Source organism: Nocardia neocaledoniensis (assembly GCF_029868625.1).
GTDB classification, from domain to species: domain Bacteria; phylum Actinomycetota; class Actinomycetes; order Mycobacteriales; family Mycobacteriaceae; genus Nocardia; species Nocardia neocaledoniensis_A.
In genome coordinates this window covers 37,781-50,143 of the sequence record NZ_JARWOJ010000336.1, presented here as the reverse complement: position 1 = coordinate 50,143, position 12,363 = coordinate 37,781, and the positions used below count along the sequence as shown (strand labels likewise).

Below are 12,363 nucleotides of genomic sequence, written 5' to 3'. Positions count from 1 at the left end.
CCCCCCCCCCCCCCCCCCCCCCCCCCCCCCCCCCCCCCCCCCCCCCCCCCCCCCCCCCCCCCCCCCCGCCGCGCGGGCCGGCGCGCCGCGCGGCGCGCGCGAGCGAGCGGTCGCGCTGTTCCTCGAAGCGCGCCACGTCGGTGCGCAGGCGGTCGAGGAAGGCCGCGAGGTCTTCGCGGGCGCGCTCGCCGACGGCACCGAAATCGTTGCGCTCGAAGATGTTCCACTTGCGCAACACCGGCAGCAGGACTTCCTCCAGATGCTGGCGCAGGTCGTAGATGCCGTGCTTGGCCATCAGCACGCCGTTGCGCCGCCACCCCGGCATGCCGGCGCCGGGCATCTGGAAACCCTGCACGATCGTGTTGATGGCCGCCATGGTCTGGTCGGGCGCCAAGTCGAGCGCGGCCGCGCACAGGTTGCGGTAGAAGATCATGTGCAGGTTCTCGTCGGCCGCGATGCGGGCGAGCATGCGGTCGGCGATCGGGTCGTCGCAGACCCGGCCGGTGTTGCGGTGACTGACGCGGGTGGCCAGTTCCTGGAAGGTCACGTACGCGACGGAGTACAGTAGGCCGGCGCCGGGATCGGGCCGGATGTCGGCGCCGCGCGCCTTCTCGTCGACGACGGCCATCGCCGAATAGCCGTTGGTCATGTGGATCATGCGGGCGTTCTCGAGGGCGACCGGATCGACGCCGCGGGTGACGACCAGATAGTCGCGGATGACGATGCCGTGGCGGTTCTCCTCGGCGGTCCAGCGGCCCACCCAGGTGCCCCAGGCGCCGTCCTGGGAGAAGTTCTCGGCGATCTCGCGGTGGTAGGAGGGCAGATTGTCCTCGGTGAGCAGGTTGGTGATCATCGCCGCTCTGGCGACCTCGCCGAGCGCGGATTGCCCGGTGTCCCAATCGATGCCACCCAGCGCCGCGAAGTTGCGGCCCTGGTCCCACGGCACGTAGTCGTGTGGGTGCCAATCCTTGGCCATCGACAGGTGCCGGTCGACGTTGCTCGCCGCGATCGGCTCCAGTTCGATGAGCAGTTCCAACTGGGTGAGGTTCCTGGCCACGCTCGTACCCTTTCGGTCCGGTAGTGTTGCCCGTCGTCGCCGACAATAGACCCGGCACATCGCACCTCCGAACGACACGGGTGCGGAGGGTACTGTTTCGGAATTTGGGCGCGTCGCGCCGCGTGCATATACGCTCCACCAGTTCAGCTCCATCAGCGGTTCCCGATCAGTCGTGGCATAGCTAGAGAGAGTGAGCGAAAAATATGACGGACATCGTGGTCACAAGCCTCGCGGCGACCACATCGATCGCGGGTGACGTCGATTCGACCTGGAAGGGTCTGCTCAACGGCGAAAGCGGAATCGATGTCCTCGACGACTCCTTCGTCGACGATTTCGAGCTGCCGGTGCGGATCGGTGGCCACCTGAAGGTGTCCCCGGCCGCCGCGCTCACCAGGGAGGAAGCGCGCAGGCTGTCCTATGTCGAGCAGATGGCCGTGGTCCTCGGCCGCGAGGTGTGGCGCAACGCGGGCAATCCCGAGGTGGATCGCGACCGGCTCGGGGTCTCGGTGGGCACCGGACTGGGCGGCGCGGAATCCCTGATCTACGCGCGCGACAAGCTCAGCAACGGCGGGTACCGCAAGGTGTCGCCGTTGACGGTCGGGGCGATCATGCCCAACGGGCCCGCCGCCTGCATCGGCCTCGAATTGGGCGCGCGGGCCGGGGTCTCCACGCCGGTGTCGGCCTGCTCCTCCGGCTCGGAGGCGATCGCCAACGCGTGGCGGATGATCGTGATGGGCGATGCCGACATGGTCGTCACCGGCGGGGTGGAGGGCTCCATCCAGGCGCTGCCGATCGCGGCGTTCACCCAGATGCGCGCCATGAGCACGCGCAATCACGATCCCAAGGCGGCCTCGCGGCCCTTCGACGCCGATCGTGACGGCTTCGTCTTCGGCGAGGCGGGCGCGATGATGGTGATCGAGACCGAGGAGCACGCCAAGGCGCGCGGTGCGACCATCCACGCGCGGTTGCTCGGCGCGGGCGTCACCTCCGACGGCTTCCACCTCGTCGCCCCCGATCCCGAGGGCAGCGGTGCCGCGCGGGCGATGACCAGGGCGCTGCAGACGGGCGGGATCGGCAGTGCCGACGTCACCCACATCAACGCGCACGCCACCGCGACCCCGATCGGCGACACCGCCGAGGCCAACGCCATCGGCAAGGCGATCGGCGACCACGCCTCGGTGTACGCGCCCAAGTCGGCGCTCGGGCATTCGATCGGCGCGGTCGGTGCGCTCGAGGCGGTGCTGACCGTGCTCACCGTGCGCGACAGCATCATTCCGCCCACGTTGAACCTGGAGAACCAGGACCCCGAGATCGACCTGGACGTGGTCTCCGGTGAAGCCCGCCGCGGGCGGATCGACTACGCGGTGAACAACTCCTTCGGATTCGGCGGGCACAACGTCGCCATCGCCTTCGGTCGGTATTGACGATCGCCGCGGCGACGCCTGCCACTGCATTGCACGAGTTCAGCCTCTCGGCGAGGCATTGTGCGTTGAAAAGGATAGGGAATGATCGGCGACACTTTCGACGACTATGTGGACGAATCGGGCAATATCCGGATTCCCGGTGACCAGACCCTGATCGACTTCGTCGACAAACACAGCGAGGCCAACGGGGACGATCTGGCCTACCGCTTCATCGACTATTCACGCGAACGTGAGGGGGAATACCAGGAACTGACCTGGCGGGAATTCGGCGTCCGGCTCCGCGCGGTGGCGGCGCGGCTGCAGCAGGTGACCGAGCCGGGCGATCGGGTGGCGGTGCTCGCGCCGCAGGGGCTGGACTATGTGGTCGCGTTGTTCGCCGCCGTGTACGCCGGGAATGTGGCCGTGCCGCTGTTCGACCCGGAGGAGCAGGGCCACAGCGATCGGCTGCACGCCGTCCTCGGTGACTGCGAACCCGCGGCGGTCCTGACCGTCGGCACCGCGGCGGCCGGGGTACGCAAGTTCTTCCGTGAGCAGCCCGCCGCCCAGCGACCGCGGATCATCGCGGTGGAGGCGATTCCCGACACCGTCGGCAAGACCTGGCGCAGGCCCGACATCAATATCGACAGCGTCGCGTACCTGCAGTACACCTCGGGCTCCACCCGGGTGCCCGCCGGCGTCGAGATCACCCATCGCGCCGTCGGCACGAATCTGCTGCAGATGGTCGACGCGATCGGGATCACCGAGAACGCGCGCGGGGTCACCTGGCTGCCGCTGTTCCACGACATGGGGCTGCTCACGGTGATCCTGCCGACCATCGGCGGCAAGTTCATCACCATCATGTCGCCGAGCGCGTTCGTGCGCAGGCCCGCGCGCTGGATCAAGGAACTCGCTGCCCAGGCGGACGGCGCCGAGATCTACTCGGCGGCACCGAACTTCGCCTTCGAGCACGCCGCGGTGCGCGGGGTGCCCAAGGGCGACGAATCGCTCGACCTGTCCAATGTGATCGGCTTGATCAACGGCAGCGAGCCGGTCTCGGTGTCGTCCATGCGCAAGTTCAACGAGGCGTTCGCGCCGTACGGGTTGTCCAAGACCGCGATCAAGCCCTGCTACGGCATGGCCGAGGCGACGCTGTTCGTCTCGGCGACGCGCCGCGACGACGAGGCACGGGTGGTCTATGTCGATCGCGGACAGCTCAACTCCGGCCGGATGGTCGAGGTCGACGAGCACTCCGCCAACGCGGTCGCCCAGGTGTCGTGCGGGTACGTGGCGCGGTCGCAGTGGGCGGTGATCGTCGACCCGGACACCGGGATCGAGCGCAGGGACGGCGAGGTCGGCGAGATCTGGCTGCACGGCGACAACATGGGCATCGGGTACTGGGGCAGGGCCGAGGAGACCGCGCAGACGTTCCACAACCGGGTGATCGCCCGCCTGCCCGAGGGCAGCCGCGCCGAGGGCGCGCCGGACGACGCGCGCTGGATGCGCACCGGCGACTTCGGCGCCTACCACGACGGCGAGCTGTTCATCACCGGACGGGTGAAGGACCTGGTGATCGTCGACGGCCGCAACCACTATCCGCAGGATCTGGAGTATTCGGCGCAGGAGGCGAGCACGGCGCTGCGGCCCGGGTTCATCGCGGCGTTCTCGGTGCAGGCGGGACAGTTGCCCGCGGCGGTGCGCGAGGCGGGCGCCGACGCCGACGACACGGCCGAGCGGCTCGTCGTCGTGGCCGAACGGGGCACGGGTGCGGCCAAACTCGACCCGGGGCCGATCGTGGACACGGTGCGCGCGGCCATCGCGCGCAGGCACGGCGTCACCGTGCGCGATCTGCTGCTGGTGCCCGCGGGGTCGATCCCGCGGACGTCGAGCGGCAAGATCGCCCGGCGGGCCTGCCGGGCCGCGTACCTGGACGGCACGCTGCGCGGCGGGCACCGGCAGGACGCCTATCCGGACGCGCCCGAGGAGTGATCGGGGTTCGGCCACCGGGCCCACCGGTGGCCGAATCACGGTGTGGCCGTGATCAGTTGACGCAGGGGATGGTGTCGCCGATCGAGGTGGTCACCGGTTTGCCCGCGTCGGGCAGCGGCAGGGTGGAGGCGCCCGATGTGGTCGGGGTGGCGGTGGTGGTCGCCGTGCTCGGGCTCAGTTCGGCGGGCATCGTGAAGTCGGCGCCGACGACCACCCTGACATGGCCGTCCGCCACCGACGATGACGCGGAAACCGGTAGACCACCGAGGGTTTCGGCCAGCGCCCGAGCATCATCGGCCGCGCCCGGACCGTAGGTGACGGCGGAGATCGGGTCGTCCCCGGCGCCGTTGCCGACCTCGCCCGCCCGATAGCCGCGCGCGGTCAATGCCGTGGACAGGGCCGCCGCCTGCCCCGCGGCACCGCCCACGTTGTGGACATCCACGGTGCTGGTCGGCACCCGCGGTGGGGCGGTGGTTTTCGGCGCCTCCTGGCCGAACGCGGCCCGCACCTCACGCTTGATCGCGGCCGGGTCGACGATATTGACGTCCTGGCCGTTGATCACGTCGTAGCGCAGCACCGGCAGCGTGCGGAACTCCACCGGTAGCGAACCCGCCGCGCCCAGTTCGCGGGCGAAGTCGAACAGATTCCAGCCGTCGGAGAGCACGACATCGCGATGGGCCACATCCATCAGCTCGGCGAGCCTGCTCAGATTGGTGAGCGTGCCGGAATCCTTGAGCGACTTGGCCACCGAGGTGAGGAAGGCCTGCTGCCGGTGGGTCCGGTCCAGATCGCCGTTGCGCAGCCCGTGTCGCTGCCGCACGAAGGCCAGCGCCTGCGCGCCGTCGAGATGCTGACGACCCGCGGGGAACACGGCGCCGGAGAACTCGCTGTCGTTGACGGCCTGGTTGAGACACACGTCGACGCCGCCGACCGCGGTCGCCAGGTCGTAGAACCCGGCCAGCGAGATCTCGGCGAACCGGTCGATCGGCACCCCGACCAGATTGCGGACGGTCGTGACGATCGAGGCGCGACCCGCCTCCCTGCTGCGCCGCTCGAGCACCACCGGGTCGGTGACGCCCTGGTCGAGCAACTGGGCGTGCACGGCGGCCTTCTTCAGGCCGTACGCCTCCTTGATCTTCACCTGGGAGTAGCCGGGAATGCCGGTCACCGCCACGTAGTCGTCGCGAGGGATGGAGAACGCGACGATCTTGCTCAGGTCCGCCGGAATATGCAGCAGGATCAGGGAATTGGCGTTGTAGCCGCCCTCGGTGCCGTCGCCGGCGTGCAGCTGGTCGAGGACCTCCTTCGGCAGATCGTTGCCGTCGAGATCCTTGCGGGTGTCCAGGCCGATCAGCAGGACGTTGACGTCACCGCCACGCGAGCGCGGCGCGTCCTCACCGAGCGCGGTGGAATGGGTGAAGCCGGAATCGAAGCCGTTCTTCGCCGACCAGGCCAGGCCGGTGCCGGTGAGGACGGCCAGTGCGGTCGTCGCGCCGATCATCCTGGCCATGATCAGCCCGGCACGGCGCAGCCGGGCGCCGCGGGTGCGCTCGGTGCGCGCGACCCGCCTGCCGATGCGCTGTGGGCGGGGCACGGGTGGTTCCCGGCGCGGCAGGGGCGCCGTGCTGTCGTCGTCCTGGTTCACCGCAGTGCGCTACCCGCCTGCCACTGATCCCACGGCACGCTCCAATCGCCGTTCTGCCACACCTCGAGCGGGGCGCCACCGGTGTTGCGGATCTCCACTATGTCACCGGGTCGCGAGAATTCGTAGAACCAGCGGGCGTTCTCGCCGCTGAGGTTCAGGCAACCGTGGGAGACGTTGGTGTTGCCCTGTGCCCAGATCGTGTCGTCGAGCTGGTGCAGGTAGATGCCGTCGGTACTGATCCTGGTGGCCCAGCCGATGGCCTCCTTGTAGCCGAGGCGGGAATTCACCGGCAGGCCGTAGGTGGAGGAGTCCATGATCACCGGGTTGGCCTTGTCCATCACCGTGTAGGTCCCCGGCTGGGTCCAGAAGGTGATCGTCTTGCCCGCGACGACCTCGCTGCCGCCCATTCCCATCGACGTGGGCATGGTGCGGATCAGGGTGCCGTTCTCGAACACCCGCACCTGCTTGTCGTTGTCGTCGACGATGGAGACGTGTGAGGGCCCGATGGTGAAGCTGGTCCTGGTGTCCTCCTGGCCGTACATCCCGCCCCCGAGGTCCTTGCCGTAGATGTCGGCGGCGAGGGTGACCCGCGTGCCCGGCTGGTAGTAGTTCTCCGGGCGCCAGTGCGCGTTGCGGTCGTCGAGCCAGTACCAGGACCCGGGCACCGGGGGATCGGTGCCGACGGTCAGGTACTTCTCCGCGGTCGCGCGGTCGGGGACGTCCTCGTCGAAGTGCGCGACCACCACCGTGCCGACGCCGTAGCTGCCGTCCGGCGACAGCGGGGCGCCGCCGGTGGTGCGGAAGTACACCTTCGTCTGGTTGTTCGGCGCGAGCGTCGAGAACGACGAGGTGATCGGCCCGACCGTGCCGGTGACGGTGAGCGCCTCGGCCCGCACGGTGTAGGTGCGGCCGTAGCCCAGGGGCTCGGCGGGTTTCCATGCGGTCTGATCGGGGGTGAAGACGCCGTCGACGGTGCCGCCCTGCTCGTTGGTCATCGTGACCGCGGTGAGCTTGCCGTCGCTGGTGGCGACCCGGACCGGCGCGAGCGGGTCGATCTCGGTCGCGCGGTCCGTCGGCTCGACCGAGATCACCGGGGCCGGTGGCGCGGAGTCGGTGCCCTGGTCGGTGGTCGAGCCGCTACAGGCCGCGAGGAACAGCGCGAGCCCGGCGGCGAGCCCGGCCCGCCAACGTCTCCTCATGCGCCCCTCCTGTGCTCGGTGCCCGCCCTCAGCCCTGCAGACCGACCTCGACGTCGAGGGTCAAGGTGATCTTGTCGCCGATCACGGCGCCGCCGTTGGCCATCGGCATCTCGGTGGTGATGCCGAAGTCGCGGCGGTTGATCGTGGCGGTGGCGGTGTAGCCGGCGACCGGCGCGTCGGTCATGCCCGGCCCGGAACCGAGGAACTCGACCTCGAGGGTGACCGGGCGGGTGGTGCCGCGAATGGTGAAATCGCCGGTGACCTCGAATTCGCCGCTGACCGGACGGAATCCGCGCGCGGTGAAGGTGGCGACCGGATAGTTGCTCACGTCGAAGAAATCGGCGGTGGCCAGGTGTCCGTCACGCTGTGCGTTGTCGGTGGTCACCGAGGCGACCTGGATCTCCACGTCGGCGTCGGCGGTGCCGTCCGGGTGGACGACCAAGGCGCCGCTGAAGTCCTTGAACCGGCCGCGCACCTTGCTCACCATCAGGTGGCGCACGGAGAACTCGAGGGCGGAATGGGCCGGGTCGATGACCCATGTACCCGCGGACAGTCCCTGGGTGGGTGCCGACATGATCTCTCCTCACTGAACGGACCGGCCGCGAGGCCGACAAACGGTGAAGCGATGACGGCCCCCAGCCTAGCTCGGCGCGGGCGCCCGAGTCAGTCCTCGCTGCTCGTGCGTTCGCCGAGGAAGCGCAGCAGAGCCGGATCGGCGGAGGTGAAGCGGTCGACCTCCTGGCCGCCCGTGCATTCGAACAGGCCGACGGTCACCGCGTCGGCGGAGCGGTGCAGCACGCGCCACAGCGCGCCCGAATCCTGCCAGCGCCGCAGGACCTCGATCGGATCGGTGTTCACACCCGTTCACGGTAGTTGGCGGCGACGAGGGCGAGGCAGGCCGCGGCGATCAGCGCGGTGACCAGATACATGGCGGGATAGCCGAAGCCGAGGCCGCCGTGCAGCGCCGACAGGACGGCGGGCACGCCGAAGCCGAGGTAGCTCACCGAGTAGAAGACGGCGTTGAGCCCGGCCAGATCACCCGGACCGGCGATCCGCTCGATCTGCTGGAGACCGGCGACCAGGCCGATGCCGTAGCCGCTGCCGAGGACCACGGCCGCCAGCAGGGTCACCCACACGCTGAGGGTGGCCGCCGTCCACGCGGCGAGCACCATACCGACGGTGAGCAGCACCAGCGCGATCACCCCGGCGCGGGCGGTGCCGGGCCGGTCGATCCGCCGCGCCACCGACTGGATGAGGAAACCGCAGCCGAGCGCCACCATGGTGACCAGGGCCGAGAACGCGATCGGGGCCTGCTGCACGCGCGGCAGCATGAGCGTCGGCAGCACGGCGTAGGCGGTGGCGTTGGCGGTGAACAGCCACAGCGCGATCGGCACTGCGACGCGCAGGAACCGTCGGTGCCCGGCCGCGGGGATCTTCAGATCGTCGCGGAACCGGCCCGGATTCGGCTGCCGGAGCACCGTTTCCGGGGTGCGGCGCAGCCCGACGGCGGCGACCAGACACAGCGCGACGTTCACCAGGTAGGCCGTCGAATTCGGCAGCGGTCCCCACTGGGCGAGGAGCCCGGCCACGCCCGCGCCGAGCGCGAATCCGGCGGTCAGGCTCATCGCGGAGCGGCGCGCCCCGGAGCCGGCCGCCGAGGCGGTGTACGGCGCCTGGGACAGCTCCTTGACCCAGCTGCCGCCCACCGCCATGGCCAGGCCGAGCGCGACACCGCAGAGCATCCGCCCGGCCGCCAGCATCGGCACCGAGGCCGCGCCCACCGCCAGCAGCAGCGAACCGGCGGCCGCGATGAGCGGGGCGGGCAGCATGAGCGGACGCCGCCCCCACCGATCCGAGAGCGGACCGCCGATCAGGAGCGCGGGCACGATGCCGAGGACGTAGTAGAACAGCAGCAGGTCGACGGCCGTCAGTGGCAGCCCGTTGCCCTTGTACATGACCAGCAGCGGGGTGAACTCGTTGCCACCCCAGGCGATCGCCACGATCGCCGCCGCGACGCCGCGCCAGGCCCTGGTGTTCGTCTCCTGGGCAGCATCGAGCCGCTCGCTGGTGAGAATCGCCATCACAGGCCCTTTCCGTCTCGCGCGCACCGGGGCACGCTCGGAGGGCGAGTGGTGGCAACCGGTCTCATTTTAGGCGCGGCCTCGCGCTGTACTACCGTCGGCCTGTGCGTGAGCTGCGGGTGGGATGTGCGATGTGGACGCATCCGGAGTGGCAGCAACGGCTTCCGCCGCCGGGGGAGCGGCTGCGCGCCTACGCGGGTCACTGCGGCGCGGTGGAGGGCAACACCACCTTCTACGCGACGCCGGCACCGGAGACCGTCGCCTCCTGGGCCCGGCAGACCGACCCCGACTTCCGGTTCGTGCTCAAGCCGCCGAGAGCGGTCACCCACGAGCGCAGACTCGTCGACGCGCGAGCCGACCTGTGGGCGTTCCTCGACGTGATGGCGCCGCTCGGCCCGCGCGTGCACGCGCTGTGGATCCAGTTGCCCGCGTCCTTCGGCCCCACCGACCTGGGTGCGCTCGCCCGGTTCCAGCGCGAGGTGCCCGCCGGGCTGCGGTGCGCGGTCGAAGTGCGGCATCCGGCCTTCTTCACCGACGAGCGCGCCGCCGGGCAACTGGAACGGGTACTCGGCCGGATCGGCGCGGAGTGGGTGCCCTTCGATACCACGGTGCTGTTCGACGGCCCGCCCGGTGACCCGTCGGAGTACGAGGCGCGGGCCAAGAAGCCGCGGGTGCCGCGGCGGCTGCGGGCGCTGACCGAGTACCCGATCGTGCGCTATCACGGCCGTGCCGATGTCGACCGCACGGTCGCGGGCTGGCAACCGTGGGTCGAGACGGTCGCGGAGTGGCTGCGCGAGGGCCGCTCGCCGACGGTGTTCGTGCACACCCCGGACAACGCGGCCGCGCGGGGACTGGCGCGCCGCTTCCACGACACGGTGGCCGCCGTCGTGCCCGGGCTGCCGCCCCAGCCGACACCGGAACCGACCGAGCCGATGACCCTGTTCTGAATTCCGCGCGTGGTTGTCGGACCCTCGTGGCATGCTGTGCGCCAGCACTGGGGAGTGCGGGGCGGACTCGAAGGGGACGAGTGATGTCTACGGATCGGCTGTCGTTGTCGCACGCGCCGCAGTGCGAACCGGGGTATGGGGCCGAGAGCGCGGCGGGTGAGAGTGTGCCGCACCGTGTTCCGGGGGCGGGGCGTCGGCGGACTCCGAGTGGGAGTGGGTTGCGCAGGGCCGTGCGCGCGGCCTGCGCCGGTGGGGTCGAGGTGGTCGAGACCGGCGCGCAGCGGTTCGCCGAGCAGTCGGTGCGTCTGCTGCTCGAGGTGGTCGACCGGCGCAGGCAGGTCGACCAGTTGCGCACGGTCACCGAGCCGCGGGTGCTGGAATCGGTGCGCACCATGCTCGTTCAGGATCTCGCACCCGGCCGCGGGCTCGGCACGGCCACGGTCAAACACGTGCGGGTCACGCCGTCCGGGTCGGACGGCGCCGAGCTGTTCGCGTCCTATCAGCGGGGGTCGCGCGTCTTCGCGCTCGCCGGACGCATCGAACCGGCAAGGCAGCGTTGGCGTCTGGTCGCGCTGCGGATGTACTGACCGGGTCAGCGGGCGGCGCCGACGCCGGAGAAGTCGCGAGGCACCTGATGATTGCGGTCGACGAGGGTGCCGAGCGCGTGATCGGGTTGCAAGCCGAAGTATTGCCTGCGGGTGCGGTCGGTCCAGGCCAGTGCCGCGGCGGCGGCGATGCGGTGGAAGTGCACGGTGTAGCCACGCTCGTAGATACGCAGCAGCGCGTAGCCGCCGGGATATTCCTTCACGGCGGCGACCTCGAGGAATTCGACCTGCCCGGAATCGGGGCGGCTCATCCGGTTTCGATGCGTGTGCCCGGCCTGGTGCAGGAACACTCCGGGACTGCTCCGATAGCAGTCCTGCAGTGCCAGCGTGCTCGCCCGGTCGAGCACGAAGCCGGGACCGCCCGGATTGCTCAGCGCGGCATAGCGGGTCGCCGGGTGATGGCCGAAGATCAGGGTCGGCTGGTCTGGAGCCGCGGCCAGCAGCTCGCGCAACCGGGCCAGCTGTTCGGCCGAGAGCGTGCCGCCTGCGCCGCGACCCCGCGTGGTGTCGAGGCCGATCAGCCGGAGCCCGCCGAGATCGTGGCAGACGAGGCGCTGGTGGGCGTGGAAAGCCCAGCCCCAGTGATCCTTTCGGCCGCGCGCGACGTCGTGATTGCCGCGGCAGACGAGATAGTCGCGCCCGTGCGCGCCCCAGTCGTCGAGGCGCGCGCGGATTCCGGCGACCTGTTCGGCGGAGCCGCGGTCGGTGAGATCGCCCGTGACCACCAGATGGTCGGCCGCCCGTGCGGGCCGCCGGATGTCGTGCAGCAGGGCATCGGTCATCACCTGCGGGTAGTGGCCGTCGTCGTGGCGCAGGCCGGGCGGCAGTCCGGCGACGACCAGCCCGCTGCGCTCCTCGCCCCAGTGCAGGTCGTTGGCGAGTGCGATGGTCCGCAGCAGTCGTCCCGGCGGTGGCGGGGCGGTGCGGAAGACACCGGTGAGTTCCGGGGTACCGGGACGGCGGGTGACCCAGGTGCGGCCCGCCACCGCGCGCACTCCGTCCGAGCGGGCGGTGAATCGATAGCGGCGACCGGGTTCCAGGCCGGTGACCTCGGCATAGTGGTGCGCGGTGCGCCGCGCGTCGAAGTAGCGCGTCGTCGCGGTGGCGTGCCCGTCGGCCGGGGCGAGGAGCACTTCGGTGTCGGCGGCCGCGGGGCGCGGGGTCCCGGACCGGTCGCGCTGCCGCGTGGTCCAGGTGAGGATCGCGGTGTCGTGGGTGACCGTCACGACCTCGAGGTCGGTGACGACGAGCCGGGTGACCGCGCGGACGCGCGGGCGGGCCATGGGCGCGCGAACGGTGGCCGCCGCCGCGCCGGACGCCGCGTTCACCAGCCATGCGGTATGCAGTCGAGGATCGAGCATCGCCGAGCTCCGTTCGCCGTCTGCCGCTGACGGTACGGACGCCGGTTGAACGCGCATGGACCGCGACATGGCCGCCAAC

The 12,363-nt window shown here is 70.5% G+C and carries 11 protein-coding genes; 4 read left to right on the top strand and 7 right to left on the bottom strand.

Translation table 11 applies throughout. From position 1 onward, the window contains the following. Positions 1 to 1,057, bottom strand: a 1,057-nt coding sequence (locus QH270_RS26040; protein WP_280346707.1) for an acyl-ACP desaturase, incomplete at its 3' end; no start/stop codon positions are given. Between the two features lie 203 nt (positions 1,058 to 1,260). Between QH270_RS26040 and QH270_RS26035 the strand changes: the two genes are divergently transcribed. Continuing rightward, a complete protein-coding gene (locus tag QH270_RS26035) occupies positions 1,261 to 2,481 on the top strand; it encodes a KasA/KasB family beta-ketoacyl-ACP synthase (protein WP_280346706.1) in 1,221 nt (406 codons plus the stop codon). Positions 2,482 to 2,562: 81 nt separating this feature from the next. Beyond that, complete coding sequence (fadD32, locus tag QH270_RS26030; RefSeq protein WP_432420431.1) at positions 2,563 to 4,446, top strand: long-chain-fatty-acid--AMP ligase FadD32; 1,884 nt, start codon at positions 2,563 to 2,565, stop codon at positions 4,444 to 4,446. A 52-nt stretch (positions 4,447 to 4,498) separates the two neighbouring features. Here the strand turns inward: fadD32 and QH270_RS26025 are convergent, their stop codons facing one another. The 5 genes from QH270_RS26025 to QH270_RS26005 all read right to left on the bottom strand — a co-directional run bounded on the left by QH270_RS26025 (position 4,499) and on the right by QH270_RS26005 (position 9,371). Further along, positions 4,499 to 6,091, bottom strand: coding sequence for an LCP family protein (locus tag QH270_RS26025; RefSeq protein ID WP_280346705.1), 1,593 nt, complete (start codon positions 6,089 to 6,091; stop codon positions 4,499 to 4,501). Further along, entirely contained in the window at positions 6,088 to 7,290 is a 1,203-nt protein-coding gene (locus tag QH270_RS26020; protein ID WP_280346704.1) for a L,D-transpeptidase, read from the bottom strand. Before QH270_RS26020 ends, QH270_RS26025 begins: the two co-directional genes overlap by 4 nt. Before the next feature lie 28 nt (positions 7,291 to 7,318). After that, the gene (locus QH270_RS26015; protein WP_280346703.1) at positions 7,319 to 7,864 is read right to left on the bottom strand and encodes a YceI family protein; all 546 of its coding nucleotides are present in this window, start codon (positions 7,862 to 7,864) and stop codon (positions 7,319 to 7,321) included. Positions 7,865 to 7,953: 89 nt separating this feature from the next. Further along, positions 7,954 to 8,148: a hypothetical protein gene (locus QH270_RS26010; protein ID WP_280346702.1), complete on the bottom strand. Its 195-nt coding sequence runs from the start codon at positions 8,146 to 8,148 to the stop codon at positions 7,954 to 7,956. After that, positions 8,145 to 9,371, bottom strand: a complete 1,227-nt coding sequence (locus QH270_RS26005; RefSeq protein ID WP_280346701.1) for an MFS transporter — start codon at positions 9,369 to 9,371, stop codon at positions 8,145 to 8,147. Before QH270_RS26005 ends, QH270_RS26010 begins: the two co-directional genes overlap by 4 nt. Before the next feature lie 104 nt (positions 9,372 to 9,475). Here QH270_RS26005 and QH270_RS26000 point away from each other — a divergent pair, with 104 nt between their 5' ends. Both QH270_RS26000 and QH270_RS25995 read left to right on the top strand, forming a co-directional pair. Next, positions 9,476 to 10,318: a DUF72 domain-containing protein gene (locus tag QH270_RS26000; RefSeq protein ID WP_280346700.1), complete on the top strand. Its 843-nt coding sequence runs from the start codon at positions 9,476 to 9,478 to the stop codon at positions 10,316 to 10,318. Positions 10,319 to 10,536: 218 nt separating this feature from the next. Continuing rightward, positions 10,537 to 10,905 carry an Rv3235 family protein gene (locus tag QH270_RS25995; RefSeq protein WP_280346699.1) on the top strand — a complete coding sequence of 123 codons (369 nt, stop codon included), beginning with the start codon at positions 10,537 to 10,539 and terminating at the stop codon, positions 10,903 to 10,905. A 5-nt stretch (positions 10,906 to 10,910) separates the two neighbouring features. Here the strand turns inward: QH270_RS25995 and QH270_RS25990 are convergent, their stop codons facing one another. Next, positions 10,911 to 12,284, bottom strand: a complete 1,374-nt coding sequence (locus tag QH270_RS25990; RefSeq protein ID WP_280346698.1) for a metallophosphoesterase — start codon at positions 12,282 to 12,284, stop codon at positions 10,911 to 10,913. Positions 12,285 to 12,363 lie beyond the last annotated feature (79 nt).

Coding starts and splice junctions, on each gene's coding strand:
- QH270_RS25990 (WP_280346698.1), bottom strand. CDS start 12,284: ATGCTCGATCCTCGACTGCATACCGCATGGCTGGTGAACGCGGCGTCC.
- fadD32 (WP_432420431.1), top strand. CDS start 2,563: ATGATCGGCGACACTTTCGACGACTATGTGGACGAATCGGGCAATATC.
- QH270_RS26035 (WP_280346706.1), top strand. CDS start 1,261: ATGACGGACATCGTGGTCACAAGCCTCGCGGCGACCACATCGATCGCG.
- QH270_RS26020 (WP_280346704.1), bottom strand. CDS start 7,290: ATGAGGAGACGTTGGCGGGCCGGGCTCGCCGCCGGGCTCGCGCTGTTC.
- QH270_RS26015 (WP_280346703.1), bottom strand. CDS start 7,864: ATGTCGGCACCCACCCAGGGACTGTCCGCGGGTACATGGGTCATCGAC.
- QH270_RS26005 (WP_280346701.1), bottom strand. CDS start 9,371: ATGGCGATTCTCACCAGCGAGCGGCTCGATGCTGCCCAGGAGACGAAC.